The sequence below is a fragment of the Poritiphilus flavus genome (assembly GCF_009901585.1).
GTDB lineage: Bacteria > Bacteroidota > Bacteroidia > Flavobacteriales > Flavobacteriaceae > Poritiphilus > Poritiphilus flavus.
In genome coordinates, this window is record NZ_WXYO01000008.1 from 122,809 (window position 1) to 147,278 (window position 24,470).

General features: G+C 41.8%; 25 protein-coding genes. 4 read left to right on the forward strand and 21 right to left on the reverse strand.

Annotated elements, in window-relative coordinates; genetic code table 11:
* Positions 1–157 precede the first annotated feature (157 nt).
* From GTQ38_RS17700 to GTQ38_RS17725, 6 genes are all read right to left on the reverse strand, one after another.
* Complete coding sequence (locus GTQ38_RS17700) at positions 158–994, reverse strand: LytR/AlgR family response regulator transcription factor (RefSeq protein ID WP_161436903.1); 837 nt, start codon at positions 992–994, stop codon at positions 158–160.
* Between the two features lie 97 nt (positions 995–1,091).
* On the reverse strand, positions 1,092–1,868 hold the full coding sequence (locus GTQ38_RS17705; RefSeq protein ID WP_161436904.1) for a DUF6090 family protein: 777 nt from the start codon (positions 1,866–1,868) through the stop codon (positions 1,092–1,094).
* 124 nt (positions 1,869–1,992) lie between these two features.
* Positions 1,993–2,925: a nitrilase family protein gene (locus GTQ38_RS17710; RefSeq protein WP_161436905.1), complete on the reverse strand. Its 933-nt coding sequence runs from the start codon at positions 2,923–2,925 to the stop codon at positions 1,993–1,995.
* Between the two features lie 29 nt (positions 2,926–2,954).
* Positions 2,955–3,344: a hypothetical protein gene (locus GTQ38_RS17715; RefSeq protein WP_161436906.1), complete on the reverse strand. Its 390-nt coding sequence runs from the start codon at positions 3,342–3,344 to the stop codon at positions 2,955–2,957.
* Between the two features lie 143 nt (positions 3,345–3,487).
* Positions 3,488–4,954: a sulfatase gene (locus tag GTQ38_RS17720; RefSeq protein ID WP_161436907.1), complete on the reverse strand. Its 1,467-nt coding sequence runs from the start codon at positions 4,952–4,954 to the stop codon at positions 3,488–3,490.
* Positions 4,955–4,969: 15 nt separating this feature from the next.
* Positions 4,970–5,392, reverse strand: a complete 423-nt coding sequence (locus GTQ38_RS17725) for a VOC family protein (RefSeq protein WP_161436908.1) — start codon at positions 5,390–5,392, stop codon at positions 4,970–4,972.
* Positions 5,393–5,722: 330 nt separating this feature from the next.
* Between GTQ38_RS17725 and GTQ38_RS17730 the strand changes: the two genes are divergently transcribed.
* Genes GTQ38_RS17730 through GTQ38_RS17740 form a run of 3 tightly spaced genes read left to right on the forward strand, consistent with a single transcriptional unit; the run spans position 5,723 to position 8,500 of the window.
* Positions 5,723–6,823, forward strand: coding sequence for a peptidoglycan bridge formation glycyltransferase FemA/FemB family protein (locus GTQ38_RS17730; protein WP_161436909.1), 1,101 nt, complete (start codon positions 5,723–5,725; stop codon positions 6,821–6,823).
* A gap of 43 nt (positions 6,824–6,866) precedes the next feature.
* Complete coding sequence (locus GTQ38_RS17735) at positions 6,867–7,829, forward strand: ATP-grasp domain-containing protein (RefSeq protein ID WP_161436910.1); 963 nt, start codon at positions 6,867–6,869, stop codon at positions 7,827–7,829.
* The gene (locus GTQ38_RS17740) at positions 7,826–8,500 is read left to right on the forward strand and encodes a metallophosphoesterase family protein (RefSeq protein ID WP_161436911.1); all 675 of its coding nucleotides are present in this window, start codon (positions 7,826–7,828) and stop codon (positions 8,498–8,500) included. Before GTQ38_RS17735 ends, GTQ38_RS17740 begins: the two co-directional genes overlap by 4 nt.
* Before the next feature lie 16 nt (positions 8,501–8,516).
* Here the strand turns inward: GTQ38_RS17740 and GTQ38_RS17745 are convergent, their stop codons facing one another.
* Both GTQ38_RS17745 and GTQ38_RS17750 read right to left on the reverse strand, forming a co-directional pair.
* On the reverse strand, positions 8,517–9,557 hold the full coding sequence (locus GTQ38_RS17745; RefSeq protein WP_161436912.1) for a serine hydrolase domain-containing protein: 1,041 nt from the start codon (positions 9,555–9,557) through the stop codon (positions 8,517–8,519).
* A gap of 13 nt (positions 9,558–9,570) precedes the next feature.
* On the reverse strand, positions 9,571–10,395 hold the full coding sequence (locus GTQ38_RS17750; RefSeq protein WP_161436913.1) for an aldo/keto reductase: 825 nt from the start codon (positions 10,393–10,395) through the stop codon (positions 9,571–9,573).
* A gap of 396 nt (positions 10,396–10,791) precedes the next feature.
* Here GTQ38_RS17750 and GTQ38_RS17755 point away from each other — a divergent pair, with 396 nt between their 5' ends.
* The gene (locus GTQ38_RS17755) at positions 10,792–11,742 is read left to right on the forward strand and encodes a hypothetical protein (protein WP_161436914.1); all 951 of its coding nucleotides are present in this window, start codon (positions 10,792–10,794) and stop codon (positions 11,740–11,742) included.
* 239 nt (positions 11,743–11,981) lie between these two features.
* Here GTQ38_RS17755 and GTQ38_RS17760 read toward each other — a convergent pair whose 3' ends face one another.
* The 13 genes from GTQ38_RS17760 to GTQ38_RS17815 form a co-directional block, all read right to left on the reverse strand.
* Entirely contained in the window at positions 11,982–12,656 is a 675-nt protein-coding gene (locus GTQ38_RS17760) for a hypothetical protein (protein WP_161436915.1), read from the reverse strand.
* Between the two features lie 72 nt (positions 12,657–12,728).
* Positions 12,729–13,310, reverse strand: a complete 582-nt coding sequence (locus tag GTQ38_RS17765; RefSeq protein ID WP_161436916.1) for a Crp/Fnr family transcriptional regulator — start codon at positions 13,308–13,310, stop codon at positions 12,729–12,731.
* Between the two features lie 13 nt (positions 13,311–13,323).
* Entirely contained in the window at positions 13,324–13,728 is a 405-nt protein-coding gene (locus GTQ38_RS17770; RefSeq protein ID WP_161436917.1) for a cupin domain-containing protein, read from the reverse strand.
* Positions 13,729–14,668: 940 nt separating this feature from the next.
* Positions 14,669–16,096 (reverse strand): S41 family peptidase, encoded by a 1,428-nt coding sequence (locus GTQ38_RS17775; protein ID WP_161436918.1) that lies wholly within the window; start codon positions 16,094–16,096, stop codon positions 14,669–14,671.
* 600 nt (positions 16,097–16,696) lie between these two features.
* Positions 16,697–16,840, reverse strand: coding sequence for a hypothetical protein (locus GTQ38_RS21040; protein ID WP_238858013.1), 144 nt, complete (start codon positions 16,838–16,840; stop codon positions 16,697–16,699).
* Between the two features lie 50 nt (positions 16,841–16,890).
* On the reverse strand, positions 16,891–17,358 hold the full coding sequence (locus tag GTQ38_RS17780; RefSeq protein ID WP_161436919.1) for a cytochrome C: 468 nt from the start codon (positions 17,356–17,358) through the stop codon (positions 16,891–16,893).
* A gap of 790 nt (positions 17,359–18,148) precedes the next feature.
* A complete protein-coding gene (locus GTQ38_RS17785; protein ID WP_161437174.1) occupies positions 18,149–18,784 on the reverse strand; it encodes a transglutaminase-like domain-containing protein in 636 nt (211 codons plus the stop codon).
* 57 nt (positions 18,785–18,841) lie between these two features.
* The gene (locus GTQ38_RS17790; protein WP_161436920.1) at positions 18,842–19,309 is read right to left on the reverse strand and encodes a DUF1801 domain-containing protein; all 468 of its coding nucleotides are present in this window, start codon (positions 19,307–19,309) and stop codon (positions 18,842–18,844) included.
* An 88-nt stretch (positions 19,310–19,397) separates the two neighbouring features.
* Positions 19,398–20,249: an alpha/beta hydrolase family protein gene (locus GTQ38_RS17795; protein ID WP_161436921.1), complete on the reverse strand. Its 852-nt coding sequence runs from the start codon at positions 20,247–20,249 to the stop codon at positions 19,398–19,400.
* 39 nt (positions 20,250–20,288) lie between these two features.
* The gene (locus GTQ38_RS17800) at positions 20,289–20,738 is read right to left on the reverse strand and encodes a GNAT family N-acetyltransferase (protein ID WP_161436922.1); all 450 of its coding nucleotides are present in this window, start codon (positions 20,736–20,738) and stop codon (positions 20,289–20,291) included.
* Positions 20,739–21,043: 305 nt separating this feature from the next.
* Positions 21,044–22,336, reverse strand: coding sequence for an agmatine deiminase family protein (locus tag GTQ38_RS17805; RefSeq protein ID WP_161436923.1), 1,293 nt, complete (start codon positions 22,334–22,336; stop codon positions 21,044–21,046).
* A 738-nt stretch (positions 22,337–23,074) separates the two neighbouring features.
* Complete coding sequence (locus GTQ38_RS17810) at positions 23,075–23,443, reverse strand: VOC family protein (protein ID WP_161436924.1); 369 nt, start codon at positions 23,441–23,443, stop codon at positions 23,075–23,077.
* Between the two features lie 183 nt (positions 23,444–23,626).
* The gene (locus tag GTQ38_RS17815; protein ID WP_161436925.1) at positions 23,627–24,442 is read right to left on the reverse strand and encodes an AraC family transcriptional regulator; all 816 of its coding nucleotides are present in this window, start codon (positions 24,440–24,442) and stop codon (positions 23,627–23,629) included.
* Positions 24,443–24,470: the final 28 nt, after the last annotated feature.

Sequence of the window (24,470 nt, forward strand, 5' to 3'; positions counted from 1 at the left end):
AGGTCTCTGCTGGTCTTGCTAGCAGAAATCCAACTGCAAATACAGGAAAACCAGCCCTTTATCAAAGGTCTTTATGGTGAGTAGCCATATAAACCAGTGAGTGACCCCTTAAACGGAGTGAGCGGTTTTACAAATCATCGACAGTGAAGACGAAAACCTAATCTATCTTGATCAGCTTTCGGATCGTTGGAGAATAACTTTTGCTGCTGGTTACAGCGGGTAATGAAGTCTGACTAAACAGGATCAGATAGCGGCCGTTAAGGTGAGGTTTTATTTGTTTGATATGACCAGAATTAACGATGTACTTGCGGTGTACCCTGGAGAATTCGATTCCCAGTCTTTTTTCAAGAAACCCCAGGGAGTAATCGCAAAGCTTTTTGTCCCCGTTTTGGTCGTACACAAAAGAATAGTTGTCATATGCCTCAAAGTACACCACTTCCTGTATGGGGATTAACAGTATATTTTCACCCTGCTTTACCGGGATACTGGAAATTGACTGTTCGGACTGTGAGGAAGTCTCTTCGTTTGTGGAACTTTCCTGATCATCAGACTGCTCTTTCGATGTGGTAGCATCTGAAACCGGTAAAAGTTGTTTGTTCATAAAAAAAGCAAACCCTAATACTGATGAGATCACCGCGTTGAACAAATACATTTTTCCACTGGAAAACGGCTTATAGGATTCACTTTGAAATATTGCAGAACGGATCAAATGCTCTACTTCCGTCGCCAGTATACCTGCCAGGCAAAAGACCAGGAAGATCAGGAGATACTGTTGCCAAACCGCATGGAATTTATGCCTGAACCATGCCTTGTTCAAGCCAATTATCACCAGGGTATACCCGATTATAAAGCTTGTGGAGAGGGATTGAATGCTCCATTGAACCCAATTCAGCTGACCGTTCATAAGGTAGTTGGCCGTGCCAATACCCAAGCCTACCAATACGATATGGGGAAAAAACCTGTTCGCTTTTTTCAAGTCGAAATGAGGTGCCATATTTCTTTTACCTAAATGAGCGGTTTGAGCCGGTTCCAAGAGAACCGGCTGTTTAAAAGTAAGGATTTTATATGGGTAAAGCTGTGGTTTTTACGGCTTAGCTTTGCCCGTCCGTCCGACTTACAACAGAAGGATATTGGTTTTCAATAAGGTCTTTGATAGATTGGATAAGGTTTAAGTTGGCATTGATCACCTGTAGCTGGCCAACAGAATCCGCGAAGATCACGGATAATATGTTCTCAAACTCCCTGGAGGCAAGTAAATCCGTATGTAATGTTTTGTGCCTGCTGGGCGGTACCTTTAGCCCGTATTCCAGGAGCAGGGTTTTTAGTGGGTAATTTTTCATAAAATAAGGCAAGATCAACAGCTTAAAATCGTCTTCCGCATACCGGTAATATAGGGCTGCCTCATCAATGGAAGTTTTATAGTCAGATAACCTATACTGTAGCTCAGTAGATGTTATAAGATCTATCTGTTCTGACCCCAATACGCGTTCCAGATCGGCCTTGATAGGGGTATAGGGAGGAAACAGAAATGCCTGAATCATTATGGAGTCAAAAGTACTGGCGGTTATAGTTTGCACTTCGCGGGAAGTATGTTCCATAAGGGTGGTAGCCGATAAAGTTCGTTTTTCAATTTCTGCCAGGATGTTCTGACTATACTCCAGGTTTTGGTCTAGTTCAGTGTATATGTTTTGCACCACCTGCCTTTCCTTTTTGCGATCTATCCTGGACTCATTCCAGTTATTCAGTTGCAAGGCGATCAGTATCCCTATGACCACCAGGAAAATCTCCCCCAGGGCGTACAAAAGGTATTTGCGGAGTTTGTTTTCGTGAAGCAATTGCTGTCTGATCCTGCGGAAGAATTTGATCATGGGTTGGCGGTGTTGGTTGTTGCGAAGGAATACTGACCCTTATAATATGTCAAATCTATAAAGATTTTTTAAGTTAAGGACTTAGCACTCCAAAGCGGGCAGATCAGATTAAAAATCAACCGATTCACCTCATCCAGACCGGGCTGGTCTCTGACTGGTGTTCTTTTCCGATAATATCTTTGTAGAGCTCCGGCCTTCGGGCGTTCTTGTATCTCCAACCTCCGGAGAGGGATAACTTGTCCTTGGTGATCTTAGCGATTGCAATGTCGTCATCAAAGGACCTGACCTCCGTTAGTACCTCCCCATAGGGGTCTAAGATCATGGAATTACCATTTTTAAGATGTTCACCATCGTATCCGATGGGGTTGGTAAAGGCGTAATAAACCCCATTGTCATAGGCCCTTCCCGGTAGCCAGCGCATCAGCCAGCGCCTGCCCTTGGGTCCGTCAAATTCCAATCTAAGGGAAACGGGGTCCTTCTCACGGTTTTGCCAGAGTTCGTCGGCTACAAATCCCCTTCCTGGCATGGCAGATGGGGTACAGCCGGTAACATGGGGCGCAAAGATGATCTCAGCACCCAAAAGACTGGTTGCCCGGACATTTTCTATTACGTTATTGTCGTAGCAGATCAGGATACCACATTTCCATCCAAGTAAGTCAAATACACAATAGTCATCTCCGGCAGACATATATTTACTGATAAAGGGATGGATTTTACGGTATTTGGCGACCAAATCTCCCTGGTTGACACAGACATAAGTATTGTAGATCTTTCCGTTTGATCTTTCCACCAGGCCTGCCAGAATCGGTAGTTCGAACTCTTTGGAGATGGCCATTAACTGCCGGGTGCTCTCACCCTGCGGTACCTCCTCCGCAAGGGTAGTAATTTCTTCCAGACTGAGGTCTTTGGTATAAGTATAGGCCGTGATAGACATTTCGTGAAAACTGATCAGATCTGCCCCACCGTCCCTGGCTTTTTTGGTCAATTCCCGGATCACTGAAAGATTATAGGCTTTATCTCCGTCTTTTGGTTCAAATTGGGCTACTGCTAAATTCATGGTACAGGGTTGTTTATGTGTTGTGCAAGTTAGTCTATCAGATCATCTGTAATTACTAAAGTGTACTCATATCGGTTTACAGACGGCTCATTAAAGATCCATAGAGCATCGTCGAGTGGTTCCTGATCATAGACCAGGATAAAATCATCTCCATCGGTTCTGTACAGTTTGATGTCTTCAAAAATAAGGGATTCCGAGGGTACTACGGGTTCTGTGACTGAATTAAGGGTACTTCCTATGGATACCTCGGATTGACTTTCCAAGTCTACCAGGCTATTTCCATTGCTCAGCAAAATCAGATCGATACCGGATTCATTCTGAAGTAAATAAGTCGTTTCAAAACCGGAATTATCCAAATCATCTTCGCATTGGAAGGAAACTAAAAACGGAAGTAAGACCAGCAGGTATATTCTTTTCATTTTGATGCAATTGTTTGATTTCCTTTTTTAGATGTAGAGATCCCAAAATAGTTGAGTGAAAAGCTATACAAATATGGCTATATCATAAATATATTGAGATTAGCATTCTGTGACTGTATTTCACTTCCTGAATCCCGACATTCTTATTCCAGTCTTTTCCTTAGTTCTTGTGTTAGTTTTTCCACCAATTCAGGGTTTTCCTCAGCGACATTTCTGGTTTCCTTTTCAGAGGAGTCGTGATCGTACAATTCCGTATATCCATCCTTGTGCAATATCAGGCGATGACTGCTATTTCGTATGGTAGTAGCCTTGCTGTGATATGCGATAGCCGGATTACCAGCTACTTGAGGATCCTCCATCATTGGCCTTAGAGAACTCCCCTGGACAAAATCTGGTATCGCAATCCCGGACAGATCACAGAGGGTAGGGAAGAGGTCCAGCGTTTCCACAATGGCATCAGTTTCTGCTCCCGGCAGCTTTATATCCGGGTATTGAATGATCAAAGGGGAGTGTAAGGATTCCTCAAACAAGGTGTGCTTTCCCCAGACCGCGTGTTCTCCAAGATGCCAGCCGTGATCTCCCCAAAGCACCACAATGGTATTTTTATCCGCCTCTATTCGTTTTAGTTCCTCCAGGATCTTTCCAACCTGCGCGTCGGCATAACTTACACAGGCCGCATAATGTCGGCGTAAGGCAACTGCAAAGTCCGGATCTTCATTAGGGTCTGATCCCCATAGGTTATATTGCCTGAATTCGCCGGATCCATGCCAGGTAGTTCTGCCTTCTGGTTTCCCGGGATGGTTTATATCAGGCAATTGTACACTGTCATACAGATCCAGGTAAGCCTTTGGAGCTCCAAACGGCAAATGAGGCTTTATTAGGCCAACAGCCAGAAAAAAAGGCTTCTCTTCTTTACTTAAATCCTTTATTTGTTTCAAAGCCTCCTTGGCTATAAGCCCGTCCGGATAGATACTGTCATCTCCCTCCACTGCCTGATACACGTCCATTTCCTTCGGCTTAACCCGAATTTCTCCATGAGCCAGGCCATGCATCGCCCCACGTGGATGTTTCCAGGGCCCACTGGGCATAAGCTGTTTGTCCCAGGATCTTGGCATTTCCAATTGGGTACTGTCATTCCAGTCCGCTCCGCCCATCCCTCCCGGATGATGCGACACTTTTCCCACGGAAATAGCGGTATACCCATGGGTCCGGAACCATTCCGGCATACTGGGATTTATATGCTCCTTGCCCTGTTTCAACCTGACTGAACGGCGAAATAGGGCATCATTCCCCCTGGGGCCATAAAGACCTGTTAGCAGGGTATAACGAGAAGGGCCGCAACTGGGGGCATTCACATAATGTCGTCGAAAGGAGATTCCGCTTTGCGCCAAGCGGTCAATATTGGGCGAAATGATGTATTCGGCACCAAAACTGCGCAATTCCGGGCGCAGGTCATCTACACAAATGAGCAAAATATTGGGCTTTTGTACTACGACCTCTTTTTTGCAATTAATGAATAACAGGGAGAAAAGGAACCCAAGGGATATTGAAAACAGGCCTCGAAATTTGCCCTGGATAAGTCGGTATTTGAAATTGTTCAATGCTCGCATTCCGAAAGGGTTGATCTATTTCATTCTTTTCACTATTGGATGGTCAGGCTTTAATTCCAACAAATCCCATAGATTCCCATACAGGTCTTTAAACACCGCCACGGTGCCGTAATCCGCTGTTTTGGGTTCGCGGACAAACTCTATCCCCCTGGATACCATTTGATTGTAATCCCTCCAAAAATCATCGGTGTTCAGAAACAGAAATACCCTTCCGCCACTCTGATTTCCGATAAATTCCTCCTGTTCGGGTTTTGAGGCCCTGGCGAGCAAAATCGTAGTTCCTGTGGAATTTGGCGGGGCAACAACCACCCATCTTTTGTCTTGTTCGGGTTGATAAGTGTCTTCGAGCAGCGCAAAGTTCAGTTTTTGGGTATAGAATTCAATGGCCTCGTCATAGTCTTTTACTACAAGGGCTATATGGACAATGGCTTGTTTCATATGGTGTTTTAGTAAAACTCCGGGATTTTGATCGGGGTATCCCCGCTATTGTCTAAAGATAGTGGATTGTGAAATACTTTGTCCAAAAGTAGATCCGGAGATGAATTGCCGTTGTTAAGCTATGAGTGTATTTCTGATATCCCAACACCTTTTGCGGAGACCATTTTGACATTTTGAATTTTCCCACCTTAGCAAAGTCTTAACTTCCAGTTAATTACAGTTTGGGCTTTCCGGGCTATGGCCTATACTGATTTCGGTCATTTTAATTTATAGCTTTACATCATAGCTTTGAACATTCCATGTACTTACACCAAACTATACTCGAGCAAAATGATTCAACTTATTACCGACAGAATCAGATGGGATGTTATCCTGAAAAATATGGATATCTCAGATTTCTATCATACCTATGAATACCACTATTTTGACAGAAATGATGAAGATAAGCCTGTTTTACTGTATTATTCGGAGAACAACAGTAAAATTGCCATTCCCTTATTGATTCGGAAGGTACCCGGCACTGATTATTTTGATGCTACTTCAGTTAGCGGTTACGCAGGCCCCATTACAAGTCATATAGGCCCTGACTTTGACAACAGCAACTTTAGAAAGGAACTTCAGGACTTGCTTGAACAGGAGCGGATCGTTTCTGTTTTTTCCAGGCTAAACCCCTTTGTCCCCAACCAGGAAACCTGCCTTACCAATATTGGTGAAACCACCACTATGGGAGACATAGTCACCATTGATCTGGAAAAACCCTTGGAAGAACAACGCAAAGCTTATCAGAAAAGACTAAAAACCTACATTAACAAGACCAGACGTCTTTGCCAGGCAAAGATTGAGAATACTCCGGACGGTTTGATGGAATTCATGAATCTCTATAACGAGACCATGGTCCGCGTTAAGGCCACTCCCCGTTACTTTTTTCCTAAGTCCTATTTTGAAGGCCTAATGCAGAGCGAGGAATTCACGACCGAGATCTGGCTGGCCCGTGAAAATGAAACAGGGAAAGCGATTGCCGGAGCTATGATCGTGAAAAAAAATCGTTTGGTGCACTATCATCTGGCCGGGGCTAAATCTGATTTCTGGCACCTTAACCCTGCAAAACTTATTATTGATGAGGTGAGAATACAGGCAACCAAGCAAGATTTTTCCGTTCTAAATTTAGGTGGAGGCGTGGGTAGCCGGCAAGACTCACTGTTCCGGTTCAAAAACAGTTTCTCAAAAGATACCATTCCTTTTAAGGTGTGGAAATATATAGTTGATGTAGATGTCTATGCGGATTTGGTTTCGAAGAAGCACCGGGATTTTGGCTTCTTTGTGAATAACGATTGCCAGGATTATTTCCCGCTATACCGTTGCAGCAGGCCAGGCACCAATGCAGCCCGCAGCCCGGACATATTGCTCGTAGGCAGGTGTATTCACATGTAGATTTCTTACAAAAATGAGATAATCCATATTGAAAAGAAAAGAAATGAAAAACGTGCTGGTCTCCGGAGCTCATGGACTTATAGGTTATGGTATTATCAGGTCCATCAGAATGTCTGAAACGCCGTATAAGGTCATTGGAATTACCATCTTTGAAGATTCTGTCGCTCCCGGATTCTGCGATCTGGTCTTAAAAGCCCCCTTAAGCCGTTCCGAAGGATATATAGATTGGCTACTCTCTACTATCAGGGATCATAGGGTCGATATCGTTTTCCCGGGTTTTGAGGATGATGTAACGATTTGGAATGAAAATATCCAGGCCCTAAGAGATACCGGTGTAGCAGTGGTGATGAATAAAAGCGAGCTCATTCCGCTCTGTAATGACAAGTGGGACTTCTACGAAGTGTTGCGAAACCATAATTTTCCAAAAGCCATCCCTACCTTCCTTTCTGCCGATTTTGCCTGGCTGGAAGACAATTTAGGTCTGCCCTTATTGCTGAAACCGAGAGTAGGTGGAGCCTCCAGGGGGATCGTTCTCGTAAAGGACGAAGAGACCTTTAACCTACATAAAGACAGAATTGGTCCGGAACTCATGGTACAGCCTTATATTGGAAATGATGAGGAAGAGTATACCACAGCAGCATTTGGTGATGGAAACGGAGGGTACACCGCCATTATGACCATGAAAAGAAAGTTGTCTAAGCAGGGTTTTACCGAAAAAGCAACGGTAGTAGAATCTCCACTAATTGAAGAGACTGTATCTGCACTTTGCGATATTTTTAAACCAATTGGTCCGACAAATTTTCAATTTAGACAGGACGACGGGGAATTCAAACTCCTGGAAATAAACCCACGAATCTCATCGGCATCATCCATTCGCAGCGCATTTGGATATAACGAGCCAGAAATGGCCCTTGAGTACTATCTGGATAACAAATTACCAGAACAGCCCACCATTCGAAAGGGCAGAGCAGTTCGATATGTTGAAGACTTTATATTTAAGGAATGAAAATAGGAATCATATCAGATATACATGGCAATTATGAGGCCCTTAAATCCGTACTTTCCGAACTGGATAGGCTCAAGGTTGATGAGATCTATTGTTTGGGCGATGTAGCAGGCTATTATTCGCAAATTAATGAATGCATTGAGGAACTCCGGAAACGCAGGATACCTTCATTAATGGGCAATCATGACTGGTACCTGGCGAGCGGTGGTTTTTGCCCCAGGGGAAATAGTGCCAACAAGTGTATTGAATATCAAAGAAGCGTGATTAAACCGGAAAACCTGGAATGGTTGCGAAAAAGTGCCATTCAACGCTTTGTGGGAAATATCCAAATGGTCCACGGAGGCTGGTCTGATCCTATTGACGAATATATAAGCCAGCCTTCCGAAGCGTATTTCTCGCGTATAGAAGGAAAGATTTTCATGTCTGGACATACCCATGTACAACGGCTGGAGGAATACGGGAATAAAACTTACTGCAACCCCGGATCCGTAGGGCAGCCCAGGGATAATGACCCCAGGGCGGCTTTTGCCGTAGTGCATGATGACAAGATCTCCATGCATCGCGTGGAGTACGATATGGAAACGGTTTTTAACCTTATGAACAAGGCGGGTTTCAGTGATTATTTCTACGGTTGCCTGAAAACAGGAGCTAAAAATCTATGCCGGCCTTAAGTCTGAATATTCGGGTTTATTGCTTCCTCAGAATTTTTACGACTTTGCTATATACAATCTCCCCGATAGACCAGGCATTTCCACCGCTGGTGTTTACGAAGAGGATCACCACAGTATCCATATCCCGGTGGTATTTAGCTATGCTCTGATAGCCCGGTAACAATCCGGTATGTTCGTATACGTAAACAGAGGAATAGGTCTTCTGTTCACTTTCAGTCAAAAGTGAGCCATCGTTCAAAGCCCTGAGGAATATGCCCACGTCCTCTGCCGTTGCCACCATGGAACCGCCGGGGTTGATGAAATCATTGGCTTTGATATCCGGCTCATAACCGATAAAATAACCGCTCATTACCTCATCCAGATTTACCTCTGAAAGCAAATTGTAGGTGTTTTTCAATTTCAGAGGGGTCAGGATCTCCTCATTAATGTATTGGTGATGACTATAGCCGAGGGTTTTGTCCAGGATTTCACCGATCAATAGAAAGTTGGTATTGGAGTAGCTGTATCTTTCATCAGGATCAAAGTCGGCCGGAGCGTCCAGCACCAATTCAAGGGTTTCCAAATTGGTTTTAGGCGGACTGGACCAGGGATAATCCGGGTCGTCCATATAATTGGGAATACCGCTTCGATGTTGTAGCATCAATCTCAGGGTGATCTCATCCGCATTTTCAATGCGTCCGGAGTATTCCGGTAATAGATCCGCCAGGCTGTCGTCCAAAGACAAGGCTCCACTGTTTACAACCTTTACAGCGGTCACTGCTACATAAAGTTTACTGATACTTGCTATCTTAAACAGCGTGTGTGGGTCTGCCGGTATTTTTTTATCCCTATTGTTCCATCCGGATGCGTAAAACTCCGGCGGTTTCCCGTTTTGATCCACATATACAATAGTACCATCCAGATCATAGTTCAGGGCATTGTCCAGTTGTTCCTGCACGGTATCGGGCAGAGGAGCCATCCAGGCCCTGACGATAAGCCAGGGTACAAAAAACAGGGAAATAATACCTGCCAGAGGGAAAACAATTCTCAGGATGCGTTTGTTTCGTTTCTTATTCATTAAGTGGTTTTCGTTATTCGATATGCGATAGGTCTTCGCCCAGCCTTCTGTTCTGGTTAAGACTTTCAATGATAGCCATTTGATCCGCGCTTAATTCAAAATCGAAGATTTCACGGTTTTCTTTTATTCTTTTGGGTGTTACGGATTTTGGAATTACCGCTACGCCACGTTGAATCAACCACCGCAAAGTTACCTGTACGGCGGATTTTGAGTGAAATTTACCGATTTCTACCAATTCAGGAATGCTGAGAACCTCTCCCATCATAATAGGTCGCCAGGCTTCGAGCTGAATACGGTGTTTTTTCGCAAATTCAAGCAATGCATTCTGACTCAAATGCGGATGCATTTCTACCTGATTGAGTGCAGGGGTAAGCTGGGAATGCTCCATCAGATCTTCCAATTGCGGGATGCTGAAATTACATACTCCAATGGCCCTGGCTTTCCCATCGGAATATAGTCTCTCCAGGGCTTTATAAGTTTCTTTGTATTTCGACTTTACCGGCCAATGTATCAAATACAGGTCAATGTATTCTGTCTGTAAACGCCTCAAACTCTCATCAAAGGAATTCAGGGTTTGGTCATAACCTTGTTCTGTATTCCACACCTTGGTGGTTAGAAAGATCTCTTTTCTTTCCAGGCCACTTGAAATTATCCCCTTGCCGACACCTTCCTCATTCTGATAGGCCGAAGCGGTATCTATCTTCCGGTAGCCATTCTCTAAGGCCGAGCGTACGGCATTTTCTACTTCATCATTGTTTTCGGCAAATAATACCCCCAGGCCTATGGAGGGCATTTTAAGTCCGTTGTTAAGTGTAAATAATGTATTCGGATCTTCCATGTTTTATTCTATTGGCCGTAAAGGATAGGCTGGGAGGTTTGTCATATCCTGCATGTGGTAAAATAAAGTGTAAGATGGTCTTTATCTCCTCTTCTTAAAAACCAAGTGAAATTTAAGGATAATTTAAAATGTGCCTTTGGATATTGGTTTCAAAAAAACCTTGGCTTCGAGAAAAGAAAAATTACAGTTAAGGTTTTTGTCTATGGTTTCGTTAAGGACTGGGATGTGATTATCATTTCAACGTAACCTTAAATTTGGTATAAAGCTTAAAATTCAGAATTGTTGTTTAAGCCTTAATGAACTATAGTCACTGTCAGCGTACAATGTAAAAAAATAAAATCAAATGTTTTGCTGTAAATTCCCACATTCAAAGTTATATTCATTCAAATTTGTCAGATGGAAGAAATAAAAAAGGTTCAAAAGTGGATTTATGCCAATATGGTTTGGCTCCTGATAATAGTTGCATTTCTATTATTTATTCTTTCAAAAATTGGTGTTTTTTCCATTAACGTTAATTTATTACTCGAAAAGTTAAGTTTTACTGTTTTATCCTCCGGTGTTTTTGCTGCGGTACTAAAATCGATTCAGTTTACGGGAATATTTAAAAGTGTAATTGAAGAAATAATTTTAGGCACAGACTTTATTGAGAATCGTAGCGAAAAAAATCAACAAGAGCTTTGGAAAGCCACTTCAAAGGCAATTTATAAAAAGAAATTTCCGGAATTAAGTGATTTGGTAGAAAATAGAATATTACAAACGTATCTTCCAACAACCAAGAAACACTATAATAGAGATTTTGTTATTACAATAAATATTTCGGAAATAAACGATGACTTTGTAATTAGTTACACTCAAACATTCAAATATGATATTGTTTTGGACGAAAGCGTCGATGAATCAGAGATTATATCTAAATTAAGTATTAGCCAAGAAGACGAAGAATCTGGATTCAAAAATGATATTATTTTTTATACGGTTAATGACAAAGATGTTGAACCAGAGGAAATAGATAATGATAACAAAAATTATGTTGTTACCAAAGTCCCTTTAATTAGTGAAAATGGAAATAGAGTTTTTCGAATTCATAAGAAAGTTGAGCGGAGATATTCGCTGAAAAATGAAAACTACAAATTAATAAGAATGGCAACATTTACTAAGGGCATTGATGTAGTCATTTCATTTCCAGAAAATGTTGGCGTTTCATTTTTTAATATTGGAAATGTTAATTTCTTTGAAGAGGAACATGTTGATGTCAAAAATCAAATTTCCAGAAGTCACAGAAATGATGTGATATTACCTTTTCAAGGGTTTGGCATGAGTTTTGAATTAAAAAACAATGTAAAATAAATATTAAAATATACAGTTATACTAGTAAAGATTTGTAATATTTAGTATTATTGATATATAAAACTGATAACTATGAAAACATATAAAGGAAGTGACGAACTAACATAATGTTTCATTGTACAAAACAATATTGACAAAGGACCGTTTTTTAGCGGTCTTTTTTATTGAAATAATAATGGTCTTTTTTGTCTTTAAATCGACTACTCTGAGAATTGAAGTTTTAAGGGGGGTTATCTCGTCTAGCTCTTACGAACGGTCAATTGCCAGATACTCGCCAGATGAGAAAATAAGACCAGGGGCACTATAATGGCTGGAAGCCATACGAAGGGAAATTGGGTCACCCCTACATTGGGTTGGTCGAATGCCAGTTTTTGGAACGGTGTCTCAGCGCTTAAAGCAGCAATAGTTAAAATGTTGAGCAAGAGCGCCAGGCAGATGAAATTCCATATCAGAAGACTTTTCCGCCCCAGTTTTTTGTTTACAAAAACGAAGTAATAAATAGCCGGAGCCGTTATTCCGGATAAGATATCGTAATTGTAGCCCTCAAAGGTCATTAGTACGGGAATGGATCCGGCCAGATACATGCGATAAAGGATAATTTCTACCGGAACGCGAACTATATGTAAGAGCGTCAGCCATTTTAAGTTCAGCTTATCTATCCACGCTTTAGCCTTTTTGGATGAAAAGAGTATTATTACCAAAATTATTCCAGGCATGAGAAGGAAGACAATTCTAGGCGGAATTACTTCAGTTTCCTGATAAAAACCCATAATTCCAAGGATGCCAACCAGGATCATCCAGATGATAACCCCATAAATGACCTTTTTATGGCTTGAAGCTTTATAGAACAGCCAAAGAGTAAGTAAGGTTGTCAGAATCAGGCCGGCAGATGAATATATTGATATGGCTCCCATTTGATATGATTTTTGACCACAAAACTAGGAAGCCAAAAATGGGCTCTACTTGACAAAAGGCAAGAAATGGAGCTATTGGGTTTTCTTCCGTATCCTGCTCAGGGTACTATCGGTCACACCCAGGTAGGAGGCGATATATTTTAGAGGCGCATACTTCAATATCTCCGGTCTGGAAGTGAGCAAATGCTGGTACCGTTGTTCTGCGGTCTGATTGATCATGGCATAGTTTCTTTTGTTGGAAGCTATAAAGCATTTGACCAGAATTGCTCTCCCAAAATCCCTGAAATCCGGTTTGTTGTGGAACAGCCGGTTTAGTTCCTCATAGGAAAGACGGAAACCACTACAGTCTGTTATAGCTTGAATATTGGCATCAGACCGGACGCGGTTGAAAAAGGAAGTGATCTCAAATACAATATTATTTTCAGTGAAGATCTCTGTGGTTATTTCATTTCCTTCCAGATCATAGAGAAAGGTTCGCATCAATCCTTTTTGAAGGTAGACATAATCATCACTGATTTCATTTTCTCTTAGCAGGAGTTGACCTTTATTAATTTTCAAAGGACGAAATGCCTTAGCGATTTCCCAGGCTTCGGTGTCCCGAATTGGAATGATCCCTTTAATAAAATTGAACAGTAAATCATAGTTTTCATCCATAAACTAAAGTCGTTTATCCCTCCAGGTCAGGGGCGCTAAGCGCTTCCCCTTCACGGGGCAGGTCGTATTGGATCCATTCACTGTTCATATGTACATCCACAGAATCTAACCGGCCTGGTCCCAGGTTCTTGTAGGCATGGGGTACATTGGCAGGCCCTATGACAATGGCGCCCTCTTCCGCGGTAAACTTTCGGTTTCCAACAGTAAACTCGGCCCGTCCTTCGATAATATGGAAAAGCTCGTCATAAGGATGTACATGAAGATTCGGGCCAACTCCTATCTCGTCTGTGCTGTAGCGGATGACTACGCAATTGATGCCGTATAGATGGCCTTCCATGACTCCTCTTGGCGGGTCCTGATTCTTAATCCATTCTTCTTTGGCGATATGTGCGGGTGCTACCCTGGACTCTTTTGGCATGGCATAAACTTTTAAAGGTTGAATATTGCAGAACGCTGTTCTAATTTACCAATAAATTAATGTAACAATCTACCAATGTGCTAATTTGAAAATGTAAAATCGTGAAATTGTAAAAAGGAGTATTCAAAAGTTTATTTGGGTCGGCCTAATGGCTACTACCAAATGCGCGCTCCCATATACCAGTTTGCTTCCAACTGATTTTATCCTCCGTAGCTTTAGCGAAGGAGGACTGCCAACCGCGTATTGCCTACTGCCTACTGAAACAGGGGTTCCAATCCCCACCCCAAATTCAAGTTAAGGCTCAAAGCTGCAATTTACAAGCAGAAAAGCTATCCGATAATTTGAAAATGTAAAATCGTAAAATCGAGGAATTGTAAAATGGTTCGTGACTGGTGACTGGTGACTGCCTACTGAAACTGGGGTCCGAACCCCATCCCAAATTCAAGTTAAGGCTCAAGGCTGCAATTTAAAAGCAGAAAAACTATACTATTATTTGAAGATTGGTCAATTTAAAAATTTGAAAATGTTATTATACATCAACGATCTAAAAGTCTAAAGATCCAATGTACCGATTTGGCAATGTAGCATTGGTCAGCCCAACCTTCTAATATTCTAATAGTCTGGCCCGTCTAACTATCCAACCTGCCTAACCATCTAATCATCAAATAGTACAGTAATCTAACCGTCTGACCAATCCAGACCATCCAGCTGTCTAACCATCTATCAATCCAACAGTCCAATAATCTAACCGTCCAACAAATCCAGACCGTCCAGCTGTCTAACCATCTAACAATCCAATAGTCCAGTAATCTAACTGTCTAATCATCCAAAAATCCAATAATCCAACTGTCTAACAATCTAACCGTCTAACCCACTATCCAAATAATATATCTGGAGTTTTGACAAATTTAATTTCACTTGCAAATCCTTGAAGAGGATCTTACTTATCCAATGCTTCTATGGCCTCTAAAATATCGGCTTTATCTTTCTCTAAATTGTTCACTACACTTCTAAAAAAGTCCTGCCTATCCTCAGGATAATTTAGTCTATAATCGGGTGGTACACCTACATTTTCATAAGAATTACCATCCTTATCCATATAGATTTCATTGGAAATGGAAAAGGCCCAGCCGTTAGGCAGGCTTTTTTCCAAAGCCGTAGAAAGCGCCCCCTGTGTATTGCTGCCTATAATTGTAAAATGAGGGAGCGAAATAGCTCCGATCGCTAAGGCTTCTGCAGCACTGCCGGTCTGCTGGGAAGTGAGTACATAAACAGGATTGGTATAGGCCTTAGGTGAGGCCTCAAGAAAAAGGGATTGCAATGGTGAGAACTTTTTACCGTGTTTCAACCTGGTCATAACGACCTTGCGGCGTTCAGGATTGAACCGACGTAATATTTCAAAATTTACAGCATCTTGTCCTCCACCGTTGAACCTAACATCTATGACCATGGACGTTGTTTGTGAAAGATCTTCCATAACCTTATCCATGATCTTTCTAACCCCAAAAACTTCTTTTTCAATATAGGCTCCTTCATACATTTGGTGAAATGTGGTGACATAGGCATCTACGTAGCCTTGCTTTTCTATAAGGGCTTTGGGGATATCAAGATCGGCATACAGCCACATGGCTTTTAGCTGTATATACCCGGTGGTCTCATTTAATTTTCCCCATTGGATCAGCCAGGAGTCTTCAGTCATTTCTTCCTGCATATGATGTTTTGCAACCATCTGAGCCACCTGAAAATCTCCATATTCGGGAAGCTGTTCATCATTGGTTTCACTAGAGTCTTCGGAAGAAGAATCAACAGCTTCATATACGTCTTCTGTCGCTTCCAGATAGGCGTGGTTGTCGTTTAACTTTTCCAGGATTTCCTCAATGGTCAGGTATAGCTTTACATCGGTGGGATCCTTTGCCAGCCTGTCTTTCTGTTGTTCATACAGCTCATCCCAACGTAGGTTGTTTAGTTTAAAGAAGGCATAGTGCTCTCTGACGGTCTCCGCGAAGACTTCAAAGTTGTAAAGCGGATCATCTTGTTTGGCTGCTTCAGGAGTGCTAAGACATACCTCGGGCAGGGTGTTTTGCCTAACAAAATTGTAGGTCATAACCCCCTTTAAAAGGGAAAGTGTATCATTTTTGATTTTCAGGACCTCCTGGATCTCTTCGAATGCTCCAATTCTATTCGGCAAGCAGGAAATGGAAGTGATATCGTATAGCGAATAGGCCGCACTATCCTGAATTTGCAAGACCCAACCAGAACCTATGGATTCCCAGATCCCATTGACGGAATTGTTTTTTTCTTTTTCATTTGGCTGGCAAGACGATATGATAATTGCAAGAAGTAGGGCTAGTGGGTAAAGATGTCTCATTATTTTTTTTCTAAAGACAAGTTCTTTTTTCCACTGTTACAGTTGAGCAATTAATCAATGTAATGCTTTGAAAATGTAAAATTGTAAAATCGAGAAATTGTAAAAAGGAGTAATCAAAAGATTATTGGGGACGGCCTAATGCCTACTGCTAACTGCCATCTGCCAAATACCAGTTTGCTTCCAACTGATTTCATCCTCCGTAGCTTTAGCGAAGGAGGACTGCCAACTGCCTACTGAAAATGGGGTTCCAAACCCCACCCCAGATTCAAGTTATGCCTCGAGGCTGCAATTTACAAGCAGAATAGCTATCCTATAATTTGAAGATTGGTCAATTTGAAAATTTGAAAATGTTATTATACATCAACGGTCTAAAAGTCTAAAGATCCAATGTGCCAATTTAGCAATTGGTTAGTCCAACCTTCTAATAGTCTAGCCCGTCTAACCAATCCAGACTATCCAGTTGTCTAACCATCTAACAGTCTAATCGTCTAACCATCCAATCGTCCAGAAGTCTAACAGTCCAACAATCTAAGCGTCGAACCATCCAAACATCCAACAATCTAAGGGTCTAGCCATCCAAACCATCTAACCGTCCAACGATCACTTCTTCTTCTGTTGCTTTTTGATGGTCTTTTCGTTGAAATCGAATTTGTTCGTCTCAATATTTGTGTTTCCCGTGGGATTCGTGGGATTTTTCTGTTCCGTTTTTCTCTTGAACTTTCTATTATCTTCTATTCTTCCCATTGCTATTTATTTAATTTGAACTTCATGTATTCCTTCCTCATCTGAATTAATCAATAATAAGGAGAGTAATGTGTTGAAGGCGGACTTATTTCATATTCTGATTGAAGAAACGTAACTAAATCAACAAGTTCCTGAACGGTCATAACCTCATTGTAATTCTTCATCTTTGAAAGTCCTTCTTCGGTAACGTCTTTTTCTTTATAGCCCGATGCGATTTTGTGAGAAGGATTTATAACTGAAGTTACCAGGTCTCCATAGCTTTTCATGGTCCTTACTTCACCTCCAAGTTGTATTTGGAGACTATCGATTCCTCCCTTCCACTCAATCTCCGGGATACTGTGACACGCATTACATTCTAATCGTTTATAGGTCGCTTTTCCTTGTTCAATGTCGCCCGCAGGTAATGCAAATCCACGTGCTTGGTCATCGCAACTGCTTATAAGCAAGCCTCCGCATATTATAATGAACGCCAGTAAATATTTTGAAGTGGTGCACCAGGTTTTGTACTTTCCAGACATCGGTTGTTGTTTTAAATTAAGGATTTGTTTCCCCATCATAATGAATGATGCAAACAAACATACTGACTAAGAAGAACTTGCGAAATGACCTGCATCAACCGGCGGGGGCATAGTCCGATGTGGAAATGTACCGGTGTGGAAATATACTTATGTGGAAATGTAGTAAAGTGAAAATTTGAAGATTTGAAAATGTAAAATTGTAAAATCGTGAAATTGTAAAAAGGAGTAATCAAAAGATTATTTGGGACTGCCTAGAGCCCACCGCGAATACCAGTTTACCTCCAACTGATTTCATCCTCCGTAGCTTTAGCGAAGGAGGACTGCCAACTGCCTACTGAAAATGGGGTTCCAAACCCCTCCCCAAATTCAAGTTATGCCTCGAGGCTGTAATTTAAAAGCAGAAAAACTATACTATTATTTGAAGATTGGTCAATTTGAAAATGTAAAACCGTAAAATCGAAGAATTGTAAAATGGTTCGTGACTGGTGACTGCCTACTGCCTACTGAAACTGGGGTCTAAACCCCACCCCAAGCTTAAGTTAAGCCTCTAAGCTGCAATTTAAAAGCAGAAATACTATAATTTGAAAATTTGAGAATGTACCAATTGCCCAGGAATCCAGCCGTCTAACTATCCAACCTGTCTAACCATCCAACAGTCCAATCATCTAACCGTCCACCAATCCAACCGTCTAATAGTCCAAGAATCTGGTCCTCTAACCGTCTAACTATCCAAACTGTCTAACCATCCAACCTGTCTAACTAGTCCAATAAACTAAACATCTAACCCTCCCTAGAGTTTGAACTCAGTCTTAGGCTCTTTGGTGTCGAAAATATGAGGATAGTGCTCCTTAATATTCCGTTTCATAAAATCCAGTGGAACGTCCTCAAAGTGTCCGTAATCTTCTATATATTCCATGAACCGGCTTCCTTCGCTATTGTATTGTTGTAGAAAGGAATTGTTCTTGCCATCAAATTCCAGGGGCTCAACATTGAATTTTTTGCAGAGGGATTTGTTAAATGCCGGGGATACTTTAAGCCATTGATCGTTCAGATAAACGTTGACCATTCCGTGAGGTGTAAGTTCGTTAGAGCCAAATTTTTCGATAAGCCTTTCAACGGCGATATGATTCTTGACTTTTCCCAGATGCAATCTCGCGGGGATACCCAGGGCCCGAAGACAGGTGATCAATAGGATGGACTTCTCAACACAATTAGCGGTCGTTTTTTGTGCTATGGTACTTGCCCGATAATTCTGCTCGGAAAGACTAATGGTGTAAGGGTCGTATTTCCAATGGTCTCGTACATATAAATACATCGCAATGGCCAGATCCGCCTCAGGGAGCGTTTTGTCTTTAAATGGTGATATGAGTTTCTGGACAGGCTCGCTTTCAAAGTCAAAATAATATGAGGATTGCAGGTAGTTCATCAAGATAATTGCAGTATTAATTTCGGGCTGACAGACCACTAAAATAGGGCGTTTTTTCTAGTTGTCTTTCTTTTTGGGTCTGATTTTCCTAGCTGAAACAGACATCACAATACTTCTCGGATTGGAGTTACTTTGTATCAATTCGGTATTTAAGCTCTCTGAGATCCCCACCGCTTCCCATATCATTTTTTCAATTTCCTGTTTGGGGAAGGTATCAAATTCCTTTACAGAAATATGCCGTATCAACTTTCCCGTTCCCTTCAGCTTAATATCTGTTTTAGTAAGCTCTGCTCCCCGGTTAAACCCAAAATTCACATGTCCGGAATATACTGCCAAATGGCAAAAGGCATCCTTTAGCTTTTCCGATTTGGAATAAGCGATGGCCACGGCATTGTAGTTGTCCCAGATCAGTTCGTTTGCCTCAGGAACCAGCCCTGTGATGTAATCCCGTAATTGCAGGGTCAACTTTTGAATTTCCTTGTCATAGGGTTCCAGAAAGTTATTAAGTTGCCGGTTTGGTTCCATTTGGAAATAATTTTTTCAATTTATGCTTACCGTAAAAAGCAAATCATTTCGAAGAGATTACGCCTTTAGGCCTATCTACAGTAGTAATTTACACTTTTTCGTACCAATCAGCAGTCTGTTCCCATAAACTATGTTTAAACCTTCTGCTAAAAAATCCGAAGTGACCTATTTTTTTGGCTCCAATTGCATCGGGGCTGATGTGTTTGATTGCCGTACTGGCCGATGTAAACAGCTCATAGACGCGTTGAATGGCTTTTTCTGTACCAATAACATCGTCTTCTATGGCCAGTGTTAAAAGCTTCCCCTGGAAACGGTCAAAAAACAATTGGTTCCCTTCATTTTCCATTTGATGGACCATATTCGGGTCCTTTTTTCTCGCATTCCACTGGGCTATAATACCCTTTGGGATATCTTCTAAGAGTCCCAGTTTCTTACCGGGAAAGTACCCGTAAACCTGTGTTACGGCAGGGAATAATATATGCCATAAAAAGTATAACCTGTAGCGATCTTTGTCCCAGTCTTTGTAATAGGAGGTTTGTGCCCCAATGTTGATAATGCCGCTGATTATGCTACATTTTTCTGACATACCAACTATGGTTCCTCCAATGCTATGTCCCATAATCAATATCTTATGGTCTGGTAAACGGGTTTTGGCATAGGCTAAGACGGCTGTAAAATCCAGTTGTCCCCAGGCTGTAAAAGAAGCGTGGAATCCTCTAAGCTTGTCTGGCCTTGAATCCGCAATTCCTCTATAGTCATAAGTGATCACCTCAAAACCATTGGCCGCCAGATAGCGGGCATAATTCATATAAAGCCCCCGACTTACAGCAGTAGCCGAATTGATAATGACTACTTTGTGTTTTTGCTTATCGGCCTGGGCGGGGAAATGGTCACCTTTAATGACCATGCCATCTTCACACGTTATATCGATGGGTTTCATACTGCTATATGCGGTTTGGCCATTGGAAGTTTAATTCAACTACAACTCAATCTCGTATATCCTGGACGCCTCTTCCCAGGGGTGATAACCCTGTCCAACATATTGAAAACCGTATTTTTCATAAAAGCCGACATGTTCGGTACACAAATACAAATACTGGTATCTAAATTTTTTGGAATCCTTTTTTGCCCGATCTATTAGGAGCGTACTGTACTCATGGCCACGATGGTTCTCAGCGATAAACAGGCCACAGATCCAGGGGTACAGATCACCCCGACTGATAAAATCGTTCGTAATCAGGCCTGCGCAACCGATGATCTCATCCTCTTTTTCCAGCAAATACCACTGAGGCAGGTTATTCCGCGCATGGATACTGTGGTTGATGCTGTCCTCGTATATCACAGGCCATACGCTTTTCCAATGCTCCTGAAAATAACGTATCGCGATGTCTTTATACTCTGGGTTTTCTCTTATGGATATGATTCTCATTGGGGTTGTTGGATATTTAGACTCTTGGGTTAGTTGGATCTTTAGATCGCTAGATTTTTGGACCATTGATGCATTTTCAAATTTTCACATTGCCAGATTGATATATTGTTACATGGGAACTTTTAGAAGGTTAGATATTTTAGATTTTTAGACTCTTGGACAACTAAGACATTTTCAAATTTACAAATCCTCAAATCTTCAAATTGCCAAAGTTTCGAATTGACTAATTGCTTCATTATTACATTGATTCATTGATAAATTATCTCATTGTAATTTTAAACTTTACACTATCTGACCTTGCTCGTTCAATTTGTGTTTAGAACAGGTTGGTGCATACTAATGCAGTGCAATCCTCCACCTCCCAAATTCACTGCCAGGGCGTCCAACATCACTACTTTTCTGTTGGGGAATACTTCCTCAAGAATCCGCTTTGCCTCATTGTCCTGCATTTTGATCTTATCAGGCATGCCTTCCCGCCAATATTTTTGACCGAGAACTACCTTGTTGGTAATAATAAAATTCAAGTAGCTGGCCGGGGCCACCACCGTAATAGTGTCTCCGTCGGGAAAATGACTACCGTCGCGGTACTCCAGGGTTTTGATATAATCATAGACATAGTCCCCCGGACTCATGGTGGTTAGGATGGTTTGAGGCAATGGTAGCCTTACAATGTTCAGCGGATTGCCATCCTGGTCATTACTTTTAGATAGTATTGCAAAGTTTTCTTCCATTCGTAAATGATTTTCACGAGCGATTGGGTCTTCCAATTCTGTAGTGTCTATACTTGCGAGGAGAACGGTGGAATCATTGACAAACCGGGCAAATTCATCCACATGACCGTTTGTGGTAACCACAGTATAGGCTTTGGTAGAATCCACTGTGGTCAAAGGGCCAAGAAATGTATGCTGGTCCTCTTGCAGTCCATTTTTTAACCATATCACCTTCTTAACACCCAGTAAGCGCTCGTATTCCTTTTCCATTTGAACTTTGGTCATTTCCGGATTCCGACCCATTTCAACAACTTCCGTGACCAGTAAAGTTCCCTTGCCATTGAGTTCCCGATTGCCACCCTCGCTAATCATAGTACTGGAAACAATGGGCAAATCGAGTAATTCTGCCACCCTTTCATCAAACTTTTCTTCGATCTTACTGCTAAGGTCTAAAGTATCTGAGTACCCCCAGGAATTAAAATTAAAGTCGGCAATAGCGTGTTTTCCATCTTCAGTTTCCACAAAAACAGGTCCCATATCCCTTGCCCACAATTCAACGGATGGGATGAGTTGAAAGCTTAGATTATCCAGGTTCGTATATTTTTTTCCCAAGACAGCTTTGGCCTCAACCAGTGCCTCTTCGTCTGCGCAGCTTATTACGATTTTCAGATCTGAACGAAGTTCATCAATGATCCTCATACTAACTTCTTTTACGGATTCACCTTTTTTATGATCTGTAGCAGGCCAAATTAGCCAGAGCGCATCTATTTTCTCGAACTCGCCCATCTGCCGGGCTACCTCAACTTGCTGCTGCCTTTTAACAGGAGCCGTGTTGCAGCTTAGTAGTGATAGTGTAAATACCAAAACTAAAAATATACTTCTCATCATTGTTATTACGATTGGGTAGTTGCATGCGGAAAACCCTACTGGTTTGGGTTCCTGTAACGTGCATAACGAAGTTAGCAAAAACTGATACTATTGACTATAGCTGGGAGGTTGGATTGTTGGATTCTTGGATTGGTTGGAAGGTTGGATGGGTTAGACGGCTAGACAGCTTGGATAATTTGATGTTTAGACTTTTGGACAATAGCGACATTTTCAAATTGACAAATCTTCAAATTATGGTATAGCTTTTCTGCTTTTAAATTGCAGCTTTTAGGCTTAACTTAAGCTTGGGGTGGGGTTTAGACCCCAGTTTCAGTAGACAGCCCTCCTTCGCTGGAGCTTCGGAGGATGAAATCAGTTGGCAGTCAATTTCACAATTCCTCGATTTCACGATTTTACATTTTCAAATCTTCAAATCATAATATAGCCTTTCTGCTATTAAATTGCGGCTTTGAGGCTTAACTTAAACTTGGGGTGGGGTTTAGACCCCAGTTTCAGTAGACAGCCCTCCTTCGCCAAAGCTTCGGAGGATGAATCAGTTGGCAGTCAATTTCACAATTCCTCAATTTTACAATTTTACATTTTCAAATTCTCGCATTGTTACATTAGATCATTAGATTGTTGGATCGCTAGACTATAAGATTTTTAGAATTTCAGATCATTAATTCATAATTCCATTTTCAAATTTTCACATTGATACATTATTACATTGATTCATTGCAATCACTCACTCTTGCCTCACTAATTGGCTGAATGCAACCCCAGCTTATTCCCCTCGGTATCCAGAAAAAGGGCAAAATGGCCGCTGTCATCCGCGTGGGGGGTTTTGGGGACCAGGACTTGTCCACCATTTTGTGCTACCTTATCGAGAATGGGTTGCAGATCATCTCCGGCGTTTAAATAGACGGTTACCCCATCCGCTGAGGGCAGGTAGCCTTCCGCTTTGGTGATCACTCCGGTAACCATTTGATCTTCGTACGGAAAAATGCCCATTTCCAATCCGGGCATTTCAAATTTCTCGATCTTAAGGTCTAAAATTGTCTGATAAAATTTAATGGCCCTGGCTACGTCTGTGGCGGGAATCTCAAAAATTGCAATAAAACTGTTCATTTTTTTGGCGCTTTGTGGCGGTGTTTTGGAAGGCTCTTGGCTTTGGCCGTATGAGTTAAAGAAGCTAAAAACCAGAACGACAACTATGCCTAATCTTATACTTTTCATATATCAGATGTGATGATATGTCAAAGTTATTAGCTCTGATAGCCTGGGAATTGTAAAAATGCGACAGTCAGACTTTTATTTGTAGAATAGGGTAGAAAGGGCCAGTTTTTCGTTACCCAAAAACTCCCCGGGGCTGCTGCCTGTAAATTCCTTAAAGTCTTTTATAAAATGAGCCTGATCGTAGTACTCACTTTCGTAGGCAATATTGGTTAGGCTTTCAGGCTCATCGTTAAGTAATAATTTTAGGGCAGATTGCAGCCGTATTACCTTAGCAAGTTGTTTTGGGCTTACTCCGATTTGTTTTGCAAACATCCGCTCCAGTTGCCTTCTTTTAGATGGGTCTTCTTTCAGTATACTTTTAATTGGGGCATTTCCTTTGGTCTGGATCAGGGTATCTACTGTGCTTTGCACAATCTGGTCTATGGTTTTTTGGTCGTTGAGTCTTTGCAAAAGGAATTCCTCAATAATGGCTATACGTTGGTGCACGTCTGTGGCCTGAATCATTGCCTTTTCCAGCTCATTTGCGGAATGCTCTTCGAATAGGGTCGATATAGCGGTTTCTTTGTTCGCGAGACTTTTGATAGGTACAGATACAAAATTGGCAAAGCCATATGGGTAAAAGCGGATGGCAAAAGTGTAGACATAACCCGCAGGCTGGATATAAAAGGGCTCAATGGTCTGCCCCAGTACCATGGCCCGGGGTTGAAGGATAAATTCATCACCAGTGGTATATCGCTTAATGTCATCCCCCAGTATAAAAGCCATTTCAATACAGCCGTCTGGTACTATCCGCTGTCTTTGTGAGTCGTTGTCCGCAGGCACCTCCAAAGTCCAGTAACAACTGATTAGCGATGCTAAGTCCGGATGAGGCGGGTAGGTTTGATAGTCCATATGAGTTTCAATCTAATGAGTTAGGTGC